This window comes from Microterricola gilva (assembly GCF_004217495.1).
Taxonomy (GTDB): domain Bacteria; phylum Actinomycetota; class Actinomycetes; order Actinomycetales; family Microbacteriaceae; genus Microterricola; species Microterricola gilva.
Genome location: NZ_SHLC01000001.1, coordinates 1,218,256 through 1,236,720, shown reverse-complemented (window position 1 = coordinate 1,236,720; position 18,465 = coordinate 1,218,256). Strand labels below are relative to the sequence as shown.

Genomic DNA, 18,465 nt, shown 5'->3' with positions numbered 1-18,465 from the left:
ACCACAAGCACGACCCCACCCGTCCCGCCACAATGAAGTGAGCACCGATCATGACGATCACCGAGTCCCCCGCCGTCAGCCGCTGTGTCGACGGCATCAGCGCGACCTTCGACACCGTCTTCGGGCGCGTCGCCGCGTGGCGTGACGCGTTCGAGCAGCAGATCGGAGCGCGGCCGAGCGTGGCCGAGCTCGACGCGCTGGTCGACGCGATCGTGCTGCCGCAGTTCGCGGCATCCGACAACCTGATCATCGGAGCCGGATTCGTCGCAGCACCTGGCTACCTCAGTGACTCCGAGTGGCACATCTCATGGTGGCTCGGTCAGCTCAATACCTTCGGCGTTGACGGCGCGACTCCCGAGATGCGCCGCTTGCTCGCCGTCGAGGACCCGGAGTCCGAGAACTTCCGCGACTACACGGCTCTGGAATGGTGGCGCGTGCCCGTGCAGACGGGCGCCCAGCACATCACGGGTCCCTACGTCGACTACCTGTGCACCGACGAGTACACGCTCACGCTCACCGCGCCGGTGCACGCAGACGGATCGCTGATCGGCGTCGTCGGTGCTGACCTCTACGTCGACGACATCGAATCGGTGCTGCTCCCCCGGCTCTACGAGCTCGGCGCGCCGACGACGCTCGTCAACGCCTCGGCGAGAATCGTGGCATCGACAGACGCTCACCGGGCGACCGGGTCACTGCTCAGGAGCGACGGCCTCACGGCCGCCCTCGCCGCGACGGCGGGAGCATCCGCGTCCGCAGAGCGCGCCGCACTGCTGCCGGGCGGGGAACGCGTCGTCGCCTGCGGCGACACGAGCCTGTCGCTGGTGATCGGCCAGGGCTAGAAGCCGAAGTCTCCTCCGCCGAAGTCGCCGCCGCCGAAGTCACCTCCGCCGAAATCACCGAAGCCGCCGTCCGATGCGCCGGCGTCGGCCCCGCTGTCTGCACCGGCATCCGCCCCGCTGTCTGCACCATCGGCCGAGGCGCTCTCGCCGACGGAGTCTGGAATGAAGGCCTGGGCGATGGCCGAGCCGATCACCACACCGGCGATCGTTCCGAGCATCGAGCTGCCCATCATGCTGCCGAAGCTGGGGCCAGCCCCACGCTGGCCGGAGAAGGAACGCTCGAGGGTGCCCGGCGCCTGCAGTTCACGCCGCGTCGCCGCCTGGGCAAGAGCCCGGGAGTCGTCGGATCGCGGCTGCTCGCCGGCTGGGGCGCCTTCGCTCAGCTCGGCGAAGACGACGGCGCGCTGCTCGGGGGTGAGCCGGGCGAATGCCTCGGCGTGGGCCTGTTCGATCGCCTCGGGTGGAGCGGTGCGCAGCAGGTACCGGTAGCGTTCGATCGCCACCTCATCTGCACTGCGCTCGCGGGGAATCGCGGCGCGACGCTGCTGCTCCGACTGGGGCTGCTGCCCGAATAGCCAATCCATGATTCCCATGTCGGTGTCCTCACCCTCGATGTCGCTTCCCACTCTAGGCAGTGCGCCGGCATGCAGGCTGCATGGCCCCTGTGAGCGTGCTGCGTCAGAAGTTGCGCAGAGAATCAGGCCGAAACGCATCCGGCAATGCCAGAATGAACACAATCACCGTCACTGGATGAGCCGGAGTCGCGATGGCAAGATCGCCTGTACCTCAAGCGAACGACTCGGGCAGTGGTGGCGCACCCCCTGAACGCGATGCCGTGGTGGATCTCGTGCGTGTGGCGTGTCTGATGCTCGTGGTCGTCGGGCACCTTCTGATGGTCGGCGCCATCATCATCCCGGGCCAGGGGCTCGTCATCCGTCCAACACTTCTGGAACAGCCGTGGCTGGCACCGGTCACCTGGTTCGCGCAGATCATGCCGCTGTTCTTCATGGTCGGCGGCGTCGTCGGTCTGGGGTCCTGGGAGCGGCTCGAGCGGGCTGGCGGCACTGCCTCTGACTTCATCCGATCGCGGATTCTGCGCCTGGCCCGCCCCGCGATACCGCTCTTCGCATTCTTCACCATCGCGATCGTGGTCCTGCACCTGGTCGGAATCGCTCCGGAATCCATCTGGGCCATGGCGCTGGGGGTCGCCTCCCCGCTCTGGTTTCTGGCCGCCTACGCCTTCACCCAGACGTTTCTGCCCGGGATGGCGACGTTCCACAGGATTGCGCCGCGTACGACGCTCGCCGCCCTCGCCGTTGGCGCGACCGCGCTCGACCTGGTGCGGCTCGGTACCGGTGTCGAGGCACTCGGCCTGCTGAACATGACCTTCGTCTGGCTGTTCGCCCAGCAGCTGGGCTTCTGGGTGGCAGACGGCTGGTTCGCGCGGCGCTCCAGGTGGAGCATTCTCGGCATCGCCGCCGGCAGCTTCGCCGCGCTGCTGTTGCTTGTCATGGCCGGCTACCCGGAGAGCATGCTCGACAACCTGAACCCCCCGACGCCGGCCATCATCGTGCTCGCGGTCGGCCAGTGCAGCCTGCTCATGCTCGTCTACCCGCTGCTCGGCCGAGCCATGCGACTGCGGAGTGCACGGGCCATCGTCGGCGTCATCGGCAGCAGGCTGATGACGATCTACCTCTGGCATCTCCCCGTGTTCGCGCTGGTCGTCGGGCTCCTGCTGCTCACACCTCTGCCGGCCGAACCGCCGGGGAGCGCCATCTGGTGGTGGACCAGGCCGGCCATTCTGGCGCTCTCCGGAATTGTGCTGTATGCCATCTCGATTCCGCTCGGTCGACTCGAGCAGGCGCCGGCCGCGCTGCCGCGCGGAACGCATGTCAGCGATGGTGTCATCGGAATCTCGGTCAGTCTGCTCGTGCTGCCGCCGTTCTGGGTCACGGTGTTCGGGTTGAACTTCTGGGTCGCGCTGGCCGGCACCGCGTCTCTCAGCATCGCCGTGATCGCACAACGACCCCTCGGATATTCCGAGAGGTCGTTGGCGCCGGGGTTCAACGGGCCGGAGTCGGCCAGCTGATCCTGGATCGATCAGGCGTTCGCGCGCTCCAAAACGAGTTCGCGTACGCGGGCGGCGCTGTGCGCGAGACCCGCACACCCGATTAGGCGTTCGCGCGCTCCAAAACGAGCTCGCGTACGCGGGCGGCGTCGGCCTGGCCCTTCATGGCCTTCATGACGGCGCCGATGACGGCGCCTGCAGCCTGGACCTTGCCGTCGCGGATCTTCTCGAGCACATCGGGCTGGGCGGCAAGCGCCTCGTCGATGGCCGCGATCAGGGCGCCGTCGTCAGACACGACGGCGAGGCCACGCGCGTCGACGACCTGCTGCGGCGTTCCTTCGCCTGCGACGACACCCTCGAGCACCTGGCGGGCCAGGCGGTCGGTCAGGGTGCCGGCCTCGACCAGCCCGGCGAGGGCCGCGACATCGGCCGGAGACACCAGGCTTGCGGCATCCGCATCGGCGGCGTTCGCCAGACGGGCGATCTCGCCCGTCCACCACTTGCGCGCGGCTGCGGGGCTGGCGCCGGCCGCAACCGTCTCGGAGACCTCGGTGAGCAGGCCGGAGTTCTGGATGTCCTGGAACTCGAGATCCGTGAAGCCCCACTCGGCCTTCAACCGGCGACGCCGCACGGCCGGCTGCTCTGGCAGAGCGGCGCGCAGCTCCTCGACCAGCTCGGCCGACGGAACGACGGGCAGCAGATCGGGCTCAGGGAAGTAGCGGTAGTCGTCTGCGTCGCTCTTCGGGCGACCAGCACTCGTCTCGCCGGTGTCCTCGTGCCAGTGGCGGGTCTCCTGCGTGATGCTGCCGCCCTTGGCGAGGATGGCGGCCTGACGCTGGATCTCGAAGCGAACCGCACGCTCGACGGAGCGAAGCGAGTTGACGTTCTTGGTCTCGGTGCGGGTGCCGAGCGGTGCGGGCTGAGCGCCCTCGGCGACACGCGGCCGCAGCGAGACGTTGGCGTCGCAACGCAGGTTGCCGCGCTCCATCTTGGCGTCGGAGATGCCGAGCGACACGACGATGTCGCGGATCGCTGCGACGTAGGCCTTCGCGATCTCCGGCGAACGGTGCTCGCCGCCGTAGATCGGCTTGGTGACGATCTCGACGAGGGGAACACCGGCGCGGTTGTAGTCGACGAGCGAGTAGTCCGCGCCCTGGATGCGGCCGCTCGACCCACCGATGTGCGTGAGCTTGCCCGCGTCCTCCTCCATGTGAGCACGCTCGATGGGAATGTCGATGAGGGTGCCGTCGGCGAGCTCGATCTCGACGGAGCCTTCGAAGGCGATCGGCTCGTCGTACTGCGAGATCTGGTAGTTCTTCGGGGTGTCCGGGTAGAAGTAGTTCTTCCTGGCGAAACGGCTCGACTCGGCGATCGAGCAGCCGAGGGCGAGGCCCAGGCTGATCGAGTAGCGCACGGCCTGCTCGTTGACGACGGGCAGCGTGCCAGGCAGTCCGAGGCAGAGCGGGCTCAGGCCGGTGTTCGGCTCTGCACCGAACACGTTCGGGGCGTCGGAGAACATCTTCGTCTTGGTGTTCAGCTCGACGTGCACCTCGAAGCCCATGACCGGCTCGAAGAGCTCGAGTGCCTTGTCGAAGTCCATCAATTGTGCGCGGGCCATCAGCGGGCACCTTCCTCGGCCGCAGCCTTGATCAGTTCGAGCAGATCCGGAGCCTGTTCCAGCAGGTGTCCGCCCCACTGCGCGACGAGCAGCTGCTCGAGTGCGCCGCCGACGTTGTAGAGGCGGGCGTCTTCGTGTGCCGGGGCGAGGAACTGGATGCCGACGGGCAAACCGTCTTCATCGGCCAGACCGGCCGGCAGGGTGATGCCGGGGATGCCGGCCAGGTTGGCCGGGATCGTCGCGATGTCGTTCAGGTACATCGCGAGCGGGTCGTTGAGCTTCTCGCCGAGCTTGAACGCCGTGGTCGGCGCGGTGGGCGAGGCGATGACGTCGACCTGCGAGAATGCGGCGGCGAAGTCGCGCTGCACGAGCGTGCGCACCTTCTGGGCGCTGCCGTAGTAGGCGTCGTAGTAACCGGCACTCAGCGCGTAGGTGCCGAGGATGATGCGGCGCTTGACCTCCGGCCCGAAGCCGGCGTCGCGCGTGGCGCTCATCACGTCTTCGACGGTTCCGCCGCTCGTGGGGTTCACGCGGAGGCCGAAGCGCACGGAGTCGAACTTGGCCAGGTTGCTGGATGCCTCGGCAGGCAGGATCAGGTAGTACGCGGCGATCGCGTGCTCGAAGCTCGGAGCCTCCAGCTCGACGATCTCGGCGCCGTTCTGCTCGAGCAGTGCCAGCGACTCCTGGAAGCGGGCCATGACGCCTGCCTGGAAGCCGTCGCCCTGCAGCTGCTTGATGACGCCGACCTTCAGACCCTGCACGCTCGCGTTGCGCACGGCATCCGCCATTGACGGCCACTCGCTGCGAAGCGAGGTGGAGTCGTGCGGGTCGTGCCCGCCGATGATGTCCTGCAGCAGCGCGGAGTCGAGGACGGTGCGGCTGACCGGGCCGATCTGGTCGAGCGAGGAGGCCAGGGCGATCGCGCCGTAGCGGCTGACCGCTCCGTAGGTCGGCTTGACGCCGACGGTGCCCGTCACGTGCGCAGGCTGGCGGATGGAGCCGCCGGTGTCGCTGCCGAGGGCGATGGACGCCTCGTAGCCGGCGACGGCCGCGGCGGAACCGCCACCCGATCCACCTGGGATGCGGTCGAGCGCCCACGGGTTGCGGGTGGGACCGTACGCCGAGTGCTCGGTGGAGGAGCCCATGGCGAACTCGTCCATGTTGGTCTTGCCGATCGGGATCAGACCCGCTTCGCGCACCTTCTTGACGACGGTGGCGTCGAAGGGCGACATGTAGCCCTCGAGGATCTTGGAGCCGCTGGTCGACGGCATGTCGGTGGTGACGAGCACGTCCTTGACGGCGATCGGCACGCCGGCCAGCGGGCCGAGCTTCTCGCCGGCCGCACGCTGTGCGTCGACGCGGGCCGCGGCGGCCAGGGCCAGCTCCGGTGCGACGTGCAGGTAGGCGTGGACGGCGCCGTCGACGGCGTCGATGCGGTCGAGGTGAGCCTGTGTTGCCTCCACCGATGTGATGTCGCCTGCGGCGATCGAGGCACCGAGGTCTGCGGCGCTCAGCCGAATGATGTCGCTCACTGCTCTTCTCCCAGGATTGCCGAAACCTTGAACCGCGAGCCGTCGTGGGCCGGCGCGTTCTGCAGCGCCTGCTCCAGCGTGAGGGTCTCACCGACCACATCGGGGCGGAACACGTTCTGCAGCGGGATCGGGTGGCTGGTCGCCGGGACGTCGGGCGTTGCGACGGCGGTCACCTTGGCGACCGAGTCGACGATCTGGTCGAGTTCGGTGGTGAGGCTCAGAATCTCTTCTGGGCTCAGGTCGATGCGGGCGAGCTGAGCGAGGTGTGCAACCTGCTCTGCGCTGATTCCGGACATGGGTCTCCGTGTGTCGATCGTGGGGTTCGCTCATGGGCTTCGCTCATGGGCTTCGCTCGTGGGGTTCGCTCGTTCGTCGGAGCGTTCCGAACAATCCTACTTTGATGCCGGAGTCGGCGCTGCTAGGCCCCGAAGAGCCCGCTGCCGTGCTCCTCGAGGCGCTCGTAAGCCTCGCCGTAGGTCTCAGGAACCGGCGTGCCTGGAGGCGCGTACTTCGCGAGGAGGAGACCGAGCAGGCCGCGGCCGGGAGGGCTGAGCGGCTTGTCCTTGCTCGCGTTGGCCGGGTGCGGCGCTTCGGCCTGCGGGTTCGGCGGGATGTACTGCGGCGTCGTGTGCGGCCAGCTCACCGGCTGCCTCGGCGTCGTGAGGTTCACCGCGTTGAACATGGTGTTCGCCGTTGCGTCTCGCTCGTTCAGCGGCTTTAGCCCGTGCACGCGAGCCAGCGTCGCGCTCAGCGATCCGTGGTGCATCTCGTCGTTGATGACGGTGCCGGCCCGCGTGTATGCCGAGATCGCGATCGCGGGCACCCGGCATCCCAGGCGGTCGAACTCGAAGCCCATCTCGCCCGCGCCGGCATCGCCGGGCTTGGTGGCCTTGGGCGGTGCCACGTGGTCGTATGTTCCTCCATGCTCGTCGAAGGTGATGAAGAGCATCGTGTTCATCGCGTTCGACCCGCTCGGGCTGGCGCTGTCTCGTACCGCCGAGTAAATCTGGTGGATGAGCGCCTCCCCTGCACGCACATCGGAGATGGCGCTGTCGATCACCTCCTCGCCGTCGACGTCGCTCTCCCGCAGTGTGCCGAATGGCGGGTGGAAGTCGTTGTGGTTGTAGACCATGCGCGGCTCGACGAAGGCGTAGGCGGGGAGCTTCCCGTTCTTCACGTCGGCGTAGAAGTCCTCCATGGTGGCGAAGTGCCCGGTCTTCCAGTACTTCTCGAGCACCGGAGCGTGCAGCACCCCGGTGAAGGAGACGAGCTGCATGGCGTCGAAGTAGATCCGCCAGTTGACGCCGGCCTCCTGGAGCCGATTGAAGATCGTCGGCGCCGCAGGGGCGTCGATCCACTTGTTGTAGCCGCCGCCCTCCTTGTTCGTGACGAAGCCGTGCGAGGTGGAGGCGTGGAAGAAGGAGCGGTTGCAGAACGTCTGCGATGGCACGGCGCAGTACCAGTTGTCGTAGACGGCGAAGTTCTGTGCCAGCGTGCTCAGCACGGGCAGCATCTCGGGGCTGAACGATCCCATGATGGTTGCAAGCTCATCGGATGACGGCGCCTTGCCCTTGCGCAGCCGGCGGTAGTTGACGTCGTAGTCCGTGACGAAGCCATCCATTCCGGCCTTCGCGCCGGCCGCGGGCGCGTTGTACGGCGCCGTCATCTCGCCCACCGAGAGCTCGGAGTTGCCTGCCGGATCGATGCGGTCGAACAGCTGGGTGTTGACGTGCGGGTATTCCTCGCCGGGGTCCGGCGACGGCGAGCCCATGATCTCGTCTGTGCTGCCGGTGTAGACGTGCGCGGGGATGACGGTTCCGTCCGGGGCGGTGTTCGCATAGTCGCCGAAGGCCAGGCCGTCGAAGCGCTGCCCCTTCGGCAGCGTCTCCTTGTCGTAGAGGTAGCCGAGCAGGTTGTCGAACGAGCGGTTCTCCCCCATCACCACGATCAGGTGGTCGAAACCCGGCATGCTGCGGGGGTTGAGCGCGCCGAGCTCATCGCGCTCATCTGACGCTCCGAGCGCGTGCCCGATGGACGCCCCGATCGCGCCGCCGGCCGCTCCGCCGACGACGACTCCGGCCGCGGCGATGCCCGATGCCTGCAGGAAGCGCCTGCGCGTCGTGCCGGCCGGTTCCTGGGCGTCCGGCTCCTCGTTGGCAGGGTGATTCGGCTTCGTGCTGCTCATCCGCCCACGTTAGCGCGCCTGGGCGAGGCTCGTCCCCGCGGCGGCGCCGTCGGCATCCGTGACCCAGGTTCCCCGCCCGATCCCGATCAGCGCGAGGTTGCGCAGCGACTCGCTGCCTGCGGCGAAGTAGGCATTGTGACCGACGGAACCGCCCAGTGTCTTCTTCGTGAGCGGGTCGACGCCACCGCCGACGCCGATCCGCCTCGCGCCGAAGGACTCCGAGCCGGGGTCGCTGCCGTAGAAGGCGGTGTCGACGATCGGGTCCCAGCTGGCCTCGCCGACGTAGACCTGGTCATCGGCGACGCCGAGATCGCGCGCGGTCTGGCTGGCGCTTCCCGGCGAGCCGATCAGCGCAAGCGCGTCGATCTGTTCGTTGTGACGTTGCAACGCAATCATCGCGGCCGTCGAGCCGTAGGAGTGGGCGAGCACGGCCAGATACGGCTGATGGTCACCGCGCGTCGCGCGGATCCCCTGCCACGACTGTTCGAGCGCGTCCGCGCCGCTCTGGGCGAGTTCGAGGCCGCCGACGTTGAGCAGATCGGGTGTCTGGTAGCCCAGCCACGCGATCGTCGCGACGCGCGGAGGCGACAAGCCCTCTGGCACGTCCTGCAGCCACTGCTGCTGCGTGACCGCCAGCGTCGCAGCCGTATCCGTCCAGTCCAGGATCTGCTGCTGCACCGAGAAGTACATGCCGGGCACGAGGTAGCTCACGTAGTCGGCATTGTCGAGGTCGCCGATCACGATGACGGCCCGCCCCGAGCCGCGCTCGTCGAACTCCAGCAGCGTGCGCTCCGGCTCCCCCGGCTTGCTCGTGAGTGCAGACGCGACCGCCTCGAGCATCCGCTGCTGCTGGCCGAGCTTGCGACGTTCGCCCTTCCCGATGCCGGATGCCGCCCGCTCGCGGTTGCCCTCAACGGCCCGCTCCAGGGCATCCTCATTCGCCGGCCCGCGCACCGCGGCTGGAACGCCGTCGAGGGAACCGAGCACCTGCGGGACGCTCTCGGCCATGGCCTTCCGTGCGGCGGACGGCACCGCCGCCCACCACGCGCTGATCTCGGCCGGTGCGATGCGCGCGTCGCGCACGGCGTCCAGCTGGACGACGTTCTGCTGCACATAGTTGACGATTTCGCGCGGGCTCAGGGCCGAGAGGCCGCGCAACAGCGAGATCCCACCGACGCGTTGCATGCTCGCCTCATCGAGCACCATCGTTGTGATGGAGTCGGCGTCACGGGTCACCGCGTCCGGCCCGATGGCGTTTGTGGATGGGGGGCCGAGCTCCAGACCGGAGGCGGCGTAGCGTTCGCCCGCAAAGATCTCGTGCGCCACAAAACTCTCGGCCACGCCCGTGAGGGCGACACTGGCCGAGACCATGAACGTGACGTCGGCGAGCATGCCCGGCAAGTCCCCTCAGCGTGTGTTCTCTTGACGCAGTACCCCCACGAACACTCCAGCCGGAGCCGCGATGCCGTAGGGGGCATTTCGCGCGTGCAACCGCACAAAGCTCATCGTAGCCACGGTCACCCCGCGCGCACCAGAGATAATACCCCGCATTCGCGGGTAATTTGCCCGCCGTCCTATATTCCGCTACGCGTCGAGCGCGGCGGGTCCACCCTCGAGAAGCAGGCGGAAACCGTCGGCGTCGAGAACGCGGATGCCGAGTGCCTCGGCCTTGGCCAGCTTGGATCCTGCGCCTGGACCCGCCGCCACGAAGTCGGTGTTCTTGGAGACGCTCGAGGCCGATTTTCCGCCCGCGGCGATGATCGCCTCCTGCGCGCCCTCCCGCGTGAAACCGTCGAGGCTGCCCGTCGCGACGACCGTCAGCCCGGCCAGCACGCCTCCGGCCGCTGCCGCGGCGCCCGGCCCAGGGTGGCCTGGGGTGCTGAACTGCACGCCGGCCGCGCGCCACTGCTCAACGATGTCGAGGTGCCAGTCGTGTTCGAACCACTCCAGAACCGATTCGGCGATGATGCCTCCGACGCCCTCGACCTCTGCGAGCTCCTCCGCGCTGCATCCGCGGATCGCATCGAGGGAGCCGAAGTGGTCGGCCAGGGCGCGGGCGGCGACCGGGCCGACATGGCGGATGTTGAGGGAGACGAGAATGCGCCAGAGCGGCTTGGTCTTGGCCTTGTCGATCTCGGCGATCAACTTCAGCGCGCTCGTGGATGGTTGCGGGCCGACGGTGCCCGCCTTCTTCTCCGCCGCACTGGCGTTGCGACGGAACGGGGTACGCACCTTGGCGTTTCCGTCGTCATCGAGCTTGGGCAGACCCGTCTCCGAGTCTTTGACGATGACCTCGATCGGCAGGAGTTCGTCGACGGTGAGTGCGAACAGGCCGGCCTCCGTCGGCAGCGGCGGTGTGGCCGGAACGCTTGGCTGGGTGAGAGCGGCGGCCGTCACCTCACCGAGCACCTCGATGTCGAGCCCGCCGCGGGAGCCGATGTGCTCGACCCGGCCGCGCACCTGCGCAGGACAGGTCCGCGCGTTCGGGCAACGCAGATCGATGTCGCCCTCCTTCATCGCGCGCAGCGGTGTTCCGCACTCCGGGCAGTCGGCGGGCATGTGCCATTCGGTCTCGCTGCCATCGCGCAGCTCGATGACGGCGCCGAGGATCTCGGGGATCACGTCGCCCGCCTTCCGCAGCACGACGGTGTCGCCGATGAGGACGCCCTTCGCCTTCACGACGTCCTGATTGTGCAGCGTGGCCTGGCGCACTGTCGATCCGGCGACCTTCACCGGTTCCATCACCGCGTACGGCGTTGCCCGACCGGTGCGGCCGACGCCGACGACGATGTCGATGAGCTTCGTGTGCACCTCTTCCGGCGGGTACTTGTACGCGATCGCCCACCGCGGTGCGCGGTTGGTGGCTCCGAGCTCCGCGTGCAGCTCGAGCTCGTCGACCTTGACGACGATGCCATCGATCTCGTGCTCGAGATCGTGCCGGTGCGAGCCCATCTCCTCGATGAAGCCGGACACCTCCGCGGTCGTGTCGAAGACGCGGTAGTGCGGGGAGGTCGGCAGACCCCAGCCAGCGAGCAGCTCGTAGACCTCTGACTGATTCCGCACGGGCGGCTCCGGCCATGCTCCGATGCCGTGCAGGTAGAGCGAGAGCCGGCCGAGGCGTTCACGCATGAGCTCAAGCTGAACATCGCTCTTCTCTGCGCGCCGCTGCCGCAGGCTGCCGGCCGCCGCGTTGCGCGCGTTCGCGAACTCGGCGAAGCGGGTGGGGATGTCCTCCTCCGGCTTCAAGCGGGCGCGCTGCTCCTCGACGTATGCCGCCTGCAGTTCGCGCTGGCGCGCGTTCATCGCCTCGAAGTCCTCCGTGCGGATGAACACCTCGCCGCGCACCTCGAAGAAGGGCGGGAAGTCATCGCCGATGAGGCGCCTTGGGATCACCGGGACCCAGTCGACGTTGTCGGTGATGTCCTCACCCGTTCGGCCGTCGCCCCTGGTTGTCGCCGTCTCGAGCACGCCGTCGCGGTAGGCGAGGCTGATGGCGAGGCCGTCGATCTTCAGTTCGCTCAGCCAGCGCACCGGGCGGGCAGCGGCCGCAGCGGTCTTCTCCGCCCACTCGGTGAACTCGTCGAGGCTGAAGACGTTGTCGAGGCTGAGCATGCGTTCGGCATGCTCGTGCGGAGGGAATCCGGATGCGACGAGTGCTGCGCCGACCTGCTGGGTGGGGCTGTCCTGGCCGGCAAGCTCGGGAAACTCGCGCTCGAGCGCCTCGAGCCTGTGCATGTCGTCGTCGTACTCGGCGTCGCTGACGAGGCTGACGCCCTCTGAGTGGTAGGAGATCCGATTGCGCTCGATGCGGTCGCGCAGCGCCTCGGACTCGGAACGGGCAGCCTCGAAATCATCGCTCGTCGTACTCACCCCGCAAGTCTACGAGTAGGCGCCGACGCGGGGCGAGGGCGCGCTAGGCGCTGACGGGGACGGCGCTGACCGTGCGGTCGATCGTGGTCTGGCCGAGCACGCGGGTGCCGACGTAGATCACGGCGGTCTGGCCGGGGGCGACACCGTCGAGGGGCGTCTCCGGCGTGATCACGAGCTCGCCGTCCCGCAGCACGGCAACGGCAGGAACGGGGTCGGCGTGCGCACGGATCTGCACCTCGACGTCGAACGGAACCTCGGGGTTCGCCTGCGGCTGGCCGGCCCAGGTGAAACGGCTGCCGGCGATCTCGGCGATCGCCAGTGCCTCCTTGGGGCCGACGACGACGGTGTTGTCCTTCGGACGCACCTCGAGCACGAAACGGGGCTTGCCGTCATCCGCGGGCATGCCGAGGCGGAGGCCACGGCGCTGGCCGACGGTGAAGGCGTGAGCACCCTCGTGGCTGCCGATGACGTCGCCGTTGCGGTCGAGGATGTCGCCGGTCTCGGCACCGACGCGATCGGCGAGCCAGCCGCGGGTGTCGCCGTCGGGGATGAAGCAGATGTCGTGGCTGTCCGGCTTGGATGCGACGCTGAAGCCGCGCTCGGCCGCCTCTGCACGCACCTCCGCCTTGGAGGGGGTGTCGCCGAGCGGGAAGTAGGCGTGTTCGAGCTGCTCGGCGGTGAGCACACCGAGCACGTAGGACTGGTCCTTCGCCCAGGCGCTCGCCCGGTGCAGTTCCTTGTTGCCGTTCTCATCGAGCACGATGCTGGCGTAGTGGCCGGTGCACACCGCGTCGAAGCCGAGTGCGATCGCCTTCTCGAGCAGCGCGGCGAACTTGATCCGCTCGTTGCAGCGCATGCAGGGGTTCGGGGTGCGGCCGGCCGAGTACTCTGCGACGAAGTCGTCGACGACATCGGCCTTGAAACGCTCGGAAAAGTCCCACACGTAGTACGGGATGCCGATCATGTTCGCGGCGCGCTGGGCGTCCATCGAGTCTTCGATCGTGCAGCAGCCGCGGGCGCCGGTGCGCAGTGTTCCGGGCATGCGGCTGAGCGCGAGGTGCACGCCGACGACCTCATGCCCTGCCTCGACGGCACGGGCCGCAGCCACCGCCGAGTCAACGCCACCGCTCATTGCCGCCAGAACCTTCATGGTTCCAGTGTAAACGGGCCTTGCTGAGTGAACCTCTGGCGGCCGACTCAGCGGTCGAAGCTCGTCGCGCGGTCGGCGTGGCCGGCACTCACGGCCTGGGCGTACGCGCCGGGGAGCGCGGCGAGGAAGGCGTCGACGTCGGCATCCGTCGAGCCGTGCCCGAGGGTCACGCGCAGGGCGCCCCTTGCCTCGTCGACGCTGCGCCCCATGGCGACCAACACGTGCGATGGCTCGGGGATGCCGGCCTGGCAGGCCGATCCGGTCGACACGGCGACGCCGGCCATGTCGAGCAGGAACAGCAACGAGTCGCCCTCGCATCCGGCGAAGCTGAAGTGGGCGTTGCCTGGCAGGCGATCATCGTCTGCCGGCGGCGCGCCGTTCAGCACGGCCTCAGGAACGGCGGCGATCGTGCCCGCGATCAGGCGGTCGCGGAGCACGGCCATGCGCGCCGTCTCCTCCGGCAGCGCCGCCTGCACCGCGCCCGCCGCAGCGGCGAAAGACACGGCGGCCGCGACATCCTGGGTGCCGGAGCGCACCTGGCGCTGTTGCCCGCCGCCGTGGATCAGTGCCTCGATCTTCGCGCTGCGGCTGAGCACGAGGGCGCCGATGCCGACGGGCCCGCCGATCTTGTGGGCGGACACGCTGAGCGCGACGAGCCCGGATCCTCCGACGGAGCCGGAGTCCGCGCGGATCGCGGCGAAGTCGATCGGCAGCTGCCCGTATGCGGCGATGGCGTCAACGTGCAGCGGGACGCCGGCGCGGGCGGCGGCGGCCGAGATCTCGGTGATCGGCTGCACGGTCCCGACCTCATTGTTGGCCATCAGCACCGTGACGAGGGCGATATCGCCTGGGTCGTCGGCGAGCGCCCGTTCCAGCTCCGGCATCCGGAGTCGGCCGAACTCGTCAAGCGGCAGCCACTCGATCACGGCGCCCTCGTGGGCCGCAAGCCACTCGACGGTGTCGATCGTGGCGTGGTGCTCGCCGCCCGCGACGAGGATGCGGCGCCCGGGGCGCGCCCAGAAGAGACCCTTGATACCGAGATTGACCGCTTCGGTGCCCCCACCGGTGAGGACGACCTCGATGGCCTCGCAGCCGAGGGTCGCCGCGACCTGCTCCCGTGCCTCCTCCAGCATCCGCTTGGCGTTCTGACCGACGGAATGGATCGACGCCGGATTGCCCACGACGCTCATCGCCTGCGTGTACGCCGCAATGGCGACAGGCAGCATCGGTGTCGTCGCCGCGTGATCCAGGTACACAGCCATACTCACTACTGTAGAACGCATGACACCGCCGAGAATCGCAGCCGGTCTCGGTCTTCGCGCCACGAGCAGCGGCGGCGAGCTGCGGGTGTACTCGGCCAGCGCGACATCCATGGAGATCGTGCTCTTCGACGAGGCCGACCCGAACTGGATCGTCAAGACCATCCCCATGACGCGGGACGCCAACAATGTGTGGCACGGCCGCAGCCGCAGCCTCTCCCCCGGGCGCCGCTACGCCATCCGCGCCGATGGTCCGGGCGGGCCGCAGAACGCCTTCAACCCGGAGCGCCTGCTGATCGACCCCTATGCGCGAGGACTCGTGCGCGTCGGCGACAGCCGGTGGCGCAGCGTGATCGTCGACGACAACTTCAACTGGAACGGCACGACGAAGCCGAACACCCCACTCGACGCCACCGTGATCTACGAGATGCACGTGCGCGGCTTCAGCAAGCTCAACCCCGCCGTGCCGGCCGAGCTGCGCGGAACGTACGCCGGACTGGCCCACGAGGCATCGATCGCGGCGCTGAAAGACCTCGGCGTGACCGCCGTCGAGCTGCTCCCCGTGCACGCCCTGGTCAGCGAGCAGAGGCTGAAGAAGCAGGGGCTGCGCAACTATTGGGGCTACAACACGCTCAACTTCTTCTCTCCGCACTCCGCCTACGCCACCGCGGCCGCGCAGGCAGAGGGGCCGGATGCCGTGCTGCGCGAGTTCAAGGGGATGGTGAAGCTCTTGCACGAGGCCGGCCTCGAGGTGATCCTCGACGTCGTCTACAACCACACATCCGAGGAGGGGCCGTTCGGTCCGACCGTGAGCCTGCGCGGCCTCGACAACGCGAACTACTACCGCCAGGACGCCCACGGCGCGTACATCGACGTCACCGGATGCGGCAACACGGTGAACTTCGGCAACGAGGCCCCCGTGCAGCTGGTGCTCGACTCGCTCAGGTACTGGGCCAACGAGGTGCAGGTCGACGGCTTCCGCTTCGACCTGGCCGCGACCCTCGGACGCGACGCCGATGTGCACTTCGACCCGCGTCATCCGCTGCTGGACGGCATCCTGAACGACCCGGGCCTCCAGGGGGTCAAGATGATCGCCGAGCCGTGGGATGTCGGCATGGGCGGCTGGCAGACCGGCAACTTCGCGCCGGGTTGGACGGAGTGGAACGACCGCTACCGCGACCGCATGCGCGACTTCTGGCTCACCGACATCGCCAGAGAGCGCACGACCGGGTCGGCCGGCAGCGGCATCGGCCGCTTCGCCACCCGCCTGGCCGGCTCCTCGAACACCTTCTCGGCCGAGCGCGGGCCGCTGGCCTCGCTGAATTTCATCACGGCCCACGACGGATTCACTCTGGCCGACCTGACCGCGTACGACCGCAAGCACAACCAGGGCAACGGCGAGAGCAACCGCGACGGCACCGACAACAACAACTCCTTCAACCACGGCGTCGAGGGTCCGAGCAGCGAACCGGCGATCATCGCCGCCAGACGGAAGGCCATGCGCAACCTGCTCGGCACCCTGCTGTTCTCCGCCGGCGTGCCGATGCTCACGGCCGGCGACGAGTACGGCCGCAGCCAACGCGGCAACAACAACGCCTACTGCCACGACAGCGAGCTCACCTGGTTGAGCTGGCAGCGCGAACCGTGGCAGGACCAGCTCAGCGCCGTCACCCGCCGTCTGATCGCGCTCCGCCGCGAGAACCCGGCCCTGCGCCCCATCCGCTTCGCCCGCCTCGGGGAGACGACAGCCGGGGCCTCGGAGATGGACTGGTTCGACGCGGCGGGCGACCCCATGAGCGAAGACGACTGGAACTCTCCGGAGGCGCGCACGCTGCAGTACCTCGCCGCGAGCACGCCGGAGCGCGAGGAGTTCAACCGCATCCTCCTGATCGTTCACGCAACGGAGTCGGCGACGACGGTCACTCTGCCTGCCCACGAGGGGGTTGTCGGCTACGAGGTGCTCTGGGATTCCGCCGACGACGACCTCGGCGGCGCGGCATCCCCGGAGATCCTCAGCCCCGGCACCGTCGTAGACATCGCCGGCACCTCCATGCGCCTGCTGCGCGCGCACTGAACCGCTGACAACGCGAAGGGAATCACCGTGGCCAAGAAGACGAATGAGCACGGCGCAGGCACTCCGGCCACCGTCGCGCTGACGACTGCAGGCATCGCGTTCACCCCGCACCTCTACCAGCACGACGCCGGCGCGACGAACTTCGGCCTCGAGGCCGCCGAGAAGCTCGAGCTCGACCCCGACCGCGTGTTCAAGACGCTGCTGGCGGATGCCGACGGCCAGCTCGTCGTCGGCATCGTTCCCGTGACGGGCACACTCGACCTCAAAGCCCTCGCCGCTGCGGTCGGGGCGAAGAAGGCCGTGATGGCCGACCCGAAGCTCGCGGAACGCAAGACCGGCTACGTCGTCGGCGGGATCAGCCCGATCGGCCAGAAGACCGCGCACACGACCGTGATCGACGAGAGCGCGATCCTTTTCGACACCGTGTTCGTCTCCGGCGGTCGGCGCGGATTCGACATCGAGCTCAGCCCGGACGCCCTTGCCTCCGTCACGGCCGGCAGCTTCGCCCCGATCGGGCGGCAGTGATCACGCGATCGACAGCGAGTCCGACCGCGTTGCTCTGATCGCCTCGACGATTGCGGCCGCGCCGAACTCCCAGGCACGGTCGACGTCGCCGCCGAGCCTGAAGCTCCCGTTCAGCTCCATGCTGACGAAGCCGGCTGCCCACGCGGTCAGCGTGCGGGCAGCCTCGAGTGCGCGATCCGGGCCCGCCAGCTCGGCCGCGAGCTCGAGGACGGGCTCGCTCGCCGCGGCACCGAACTCCGGGCGGGCGACAGGGATCCCCGCCGCCGGCGTCATGATCAGCTGGAATGCGGCCGGCCGTTCGTGGCCGAATGCGCGGAAACGGTTCGCGAGATCCGCCGGCGTCTGCGCGGATTTCAGGCGCTCGGCGAGCTCCGTCAGGCTCGCCTCGGCCACGAGCTGGATCAGATCGTCCCGGCTCTGCACGCGCTTGTACAGGGACGGCGCTCGCACGCCGACGCGCAGCGCAACGGCCTGCATGGTCAGCGCCGCGAGTCCGTCGAGTTCGAGCAGCTCACGCGCCGCGTCGACGATCGCGTCGAGAGAGGTCCTGTCCGGTGTCGGCATGCACCCAGTATAGCTATTGACTTTAGCCATCATGGCTAATTATCATAGCCATCGTGAAGCTCAACTCCTCCCTCCACCGCATCGGCAACGACATCGTCGCCGCCTACCTCGTCGTCACGGCCGATGGTGTGACCGTGATCGATGCCGGGCTCCCCGGTCACTGGCATGAGCTGCTCGCCGAGCTCGGCTCCGTGGGACTCTCGCCGGACGACGTCAGGGGCGTGATCCTGACCCATGGCGATTCGGACCATGTCGGATTCGCCGAGCGGCTGCGGCGGGACCACGGCGTGCCCGTGTTCGTGCACGCGGCCGATGCCGCCAGGGCGCAGGGCGGCGACAAGCCTGCGAACGCGAAACAGCCGATGAAACCCGGCCCGGTGTTGGGCTTCTTCGGCTACGCGCTCAGGAAGGGCGGCATGCGGACGACCTGGCTCACCGAGGTCGTCGAACTCCACGGCGGCGAGACACTCGACCTCCCCGGGGCACCCCAGATCATCGGACTGCCTGGGCATTCCCCTGGCAGCATCGCCGTGTACGTGCCCGTCGCCGACGCCGTGTTCGTCGGCGACGGCCTCACGACGCGCCATGTTCTCACAGGCACGACGGGGCCGCAGCCTGCGCCGTTCACCGACGAACCGGAGCAGGCGATCGCCTCGCTGCGTGCCATCCTCGGCACCGGCGCACGGTGGGTGCTGCCAGGTCACGGCGCGCCGTGGAGCGGCGGCGTCGAGGCCGCGGTCACCGCTGTCGAGGCCGCGGCGCGCACGGCGAGGTAGCGGCC

The 18,465-nt window shown here is 68.6% G+C and carries 15 protein-coding genes; 5 read left to right on the top strand and 10 right to left on the bottom strand.

Features of this window, described 5'->3' with window-relative positions; genetic code table 11:
* Positions 1-50: 50 nt before the first annotated feature.
* Positions 51-839, top strand: coding sequence for a cache domain-containing protein (locus tag EV379_RS05550; RefSeq protein ID WP_130505256.1), 789 nt, complete (start codon positions 51-53; stop codon positions 837-839).
* On the opposite strand, the gene EV379_RS05545 is transcribed toward EV379_RS05550, so the two are convergent.
* Positions 836-1,432, bottom strand: a complete 597-nt coding sequence (locus tag EV379_RS05545) for a hypothetical protein (protein WP_130505255.1) — start codon at positions 1,430-1,432, stop codon at positions 836-838. The genes EV379_RS05550 and EV379_RS05545 overlap by 4 nt on opposite strands.
* Before the next feature lie 173 nt (positions 1,433-1,605).
* Here EV379_RS05545 and EV379_RS05540 point away from each other — a divergent pair, with 173 nt between their 5' ends.
* Complete coding sequence (locus EV379_RS05540) at positions 1,606-2,928, top strand: acyltransferase family protein (protein ID WP_130505254.1); 1,323 nt, start codon at positions 1,606-1,608, stop codon at positions 2,926-2,928.
* Positions 2,929-3,010: 82 nt separating this feature from the next.
* On the opposite strand, the gene gatB is transcribed toward EV379_RS05540, so the two are convergent.
* The 8 genes from gatB to EV379_RS05500 form a co-directional block, all read right to left on the bottom strand.
* A complete protein-coding gene (gene gatB / locus EV379_RS05535; protein ID WP_130505253.1) occupies positions 3,011-4,525 on the bottom strand; it encodes an Asp-tRNA(Asn)/Glu-tRNA(Gln) amidotransferase subunit GatB in 1,515 nt (504 codons plus the stop codon).
* The gene (gatA, locus tag EV379_RS05530; protein ID WP_130505252.1) at positions 4,525-6,057 is read right to left on the bottom strand and encodes an Asp-tRNA(Asn)/Glu-tRNA(Gln) amidotransferase subunit GatA; all 1,533 of its coding nucleotides are present in this window, start codon (positions 6,055-6,057) and stop codon (positions 4,525-4,527) included. The genes gatB and gatA overlap by 1 nt, the downstream gene beginning before the upstream one ends.
* The gene (gatC, locus tag EV379_RS05525; RefSeq protein ID WP_083363675.1) at positions 6,054-6,353 is read right to left on the bottom strand and encodes an Asp-tRNA(Asn)/Glu-tRNA(Gln) amidotransferase subunit GatC; all 300 of its coding nucleotides are present in this window, start codon (positions 6,351-6,353) and stop codon (positions 6,054-6,056) included. The genes gatA and gatC overlap by 4 nt, the downstream gene beginning before the upstream one ends.
* A gap of 122 nt (positions 6,354-6,475) precedes the next feature.
* Positions 6,476-8,242: an alkaline phosphatase family protein gene (locus tag EV379_RS05520; protein WP_130505251.1), complete on the bottom strand. Its 1,767-nt coding sequence runs from the start codon at positions 8,240-8,242 to the stop codon at positions 6,476-6,478.
* A 9-nt stretch (positions 8,243-8,251) separates the two neighbouring features.
* Complete coding sequence (locus tag EV379_RS05515) at positions 8,252-9,634, bottom strand: alpha/beta hydrolase (RefSeq protein ID WP_130505250.1); 1,383 nt, start codon at positions 9,632-9,634, stop codon at positions 8,252-8,254.
* 192 nt (positions 9,635-9,826) lie between these two features.
* Positions 9,827-12,112 carry an NAD-dependent DNA ligase LigA gene (gene ligA / locus EV379_RS05510; protein ID WP_130505249.1) on the bottom strand — a complete coding sequence of 762 codons (2,286 nt, stop codon included), beginning with the start codon at positions 12,110-12,112 and terminating at the stop codon, positions 9,827-9,829.
* A gap of 43 nt (positions 12,113-12,155) precedes the next feature.
* Positions 12,156-13,262: a tRNA 2-thiouridine(34) synthase MnmA gene (mnmA, locus tag EV379_RS05505; protein ID WP_130505248.1), complete on the bottom strand. Its 1,107-nt coding sequence runs from the start codon at positions 13,260-13,262 to the stop codon at positions 12,156-12,158.
* Between the two features lie 47 nt (positions 13,263-13,309).
* Positions 13,310-14,524, bottom strand: coding sequence for a cysteine desulfurase family protein (locus tag EV379_RS05500; protein WP_130505247.1), 1,215 nt, complete (start codon positions 14,522-14,524; stop codon positions 13,310-13,312).
* Positions 14,525-14,543: 19 nt separating this feature from the next.
* Here EV379_RS05500 and glgX point away from each other — a divergent pair, with 19 nt between their 5' ends.
* Positions 14,544-16,595, top strand: coding sequence for a glycogen debranching protein GlgX (gene glgX, locus EV379_RS05495; RefSeq protein WP_130505246.1), 2,052 nt, complete (start codon positions 14,544-14,546; stop codon positions 16,593-16,595).
* Between the two features lie 27 nt (positions 16,596-16,622).
* Positions 16,623-17,120, top strand: coding sequence for a Cys-tRNA(Pro) deacylase (gene ybaK, locus EV379_RS05490; protein ID WP_130505245.1), 498 nt, complete (start codon positions 16,623-16,625; stop codon positions 17,118-17,120).
* On the opposite strand, the gene EV379_RS05485 is transcribed toward ybaK, so the two are convergent.
* On the bottom strand, positions 17,121-17,684 hold the full coding sequence (locus EV379_RS05485; RefSeq protein ID WP_130505244.1) for a TetR/AcrR family transcriptional regulator: 564 nt from the start codon (positions 17,682-17,684) through the stop codon (positions 17,121-17,123).
* Between the two features lie 53 nt (positions 17,685-17,737).
* On the opposite strand from EV379_RS05485, the gene EV379_RS05480 reads away from it, so the two are divergent.
* Positions 17,738-18,460, top strand: coding sequence for an MBL fold metallo-hydrolase (locus tag EV379_RS05480; RefSeq protein ID WP_130505243.1), 723 nt, complete (start codon positions 17,738-17,740; stop codon positions 18,458-18,460).
* The last annotated feature ends 5 nt before the right edge of the window (positions 18,461-18,465 follow it).

Excerpts from the sequence above, each read along its gene's own strand:
- EV379_RS05515 (WP_130505250.1), bottom strand. The coding sequence starts at position 9,634 with ATGCTCGCCGACGTCACGTTCATGGTCTCGGCCAGTGTCGCCCTCACG.
- glgX (WP_130505246.1), top strand. The coding sequence starts at position 14,544 with ATGACACCGCCGAGAATCGCAGCCGGTCTCGGTCTTCGCGCCACGAGC.
- gatB (WP_130505253.1), bottom strand. The coding sequence starts at position 4,525 with ATGGCCCGCGCACAATTGATGGACTTCGACAAGGCACTCGAGCTCTTC.
- EV379_RS05540 (WP_130505254.1), top strand. The coding sequence starts at position 1,606 with ATGGCAAGATCGCCTGTACCTCAAGCGAACGACTCGGGCAGTGGTGGC.
- gatC (WP_083363675.1), bottom strand. The coding sequence starts at position 6,353 with ATGTCCGGAATCAGCGCAGAGCAGGTTGCACACCTCGCTCAGCTCGCC.
- mnmA (WP_130505248.1), bottom strand. The coding sequence starts at position 13,262 with ATGAAGGTTCTGGCGGCAATGAGCGGTGGCGTTGACTCGGCGGTGGCT.
- EV379_RS05550 (WP_130505256.1), top strand. The coding sequence starts at position 51 with ATGACGATCACCGAGTCCCCCGCCGTCAGCCGCTGTGTCGACGGCATC.
- EV379_RS05545 (WP_130505255.1), bottom strand. The coding sequence starts at position 1,432 with ATGGGAATCATGGATTGGCTATTCGGGCAGCAGCCCCAGTCGGAGCAG.
- EV379_RS05485 (WP_130505244.1), bottom strand. The coding sequence starts at position 17,684 with ATGCCGACACCGGACAGGACCTCTCTCGACGCGATCGTCGACGCGGCG.
- EV379_RS05520 (WP_130505251.1), bottom strand. The coding sequence starts at position 8,242 with ATGAGCAGCACGAAGCCGAATCACCCTGCCAACGAGGAGCCGGACGCC.
- EV379_RS05500 (WP_130505247.1), bottom strand. The coding sequence starts at position 14,524 with ATGGCTGTGTACCTGGATCACGCGGCGACGACACCGATGCTGCCTGTC.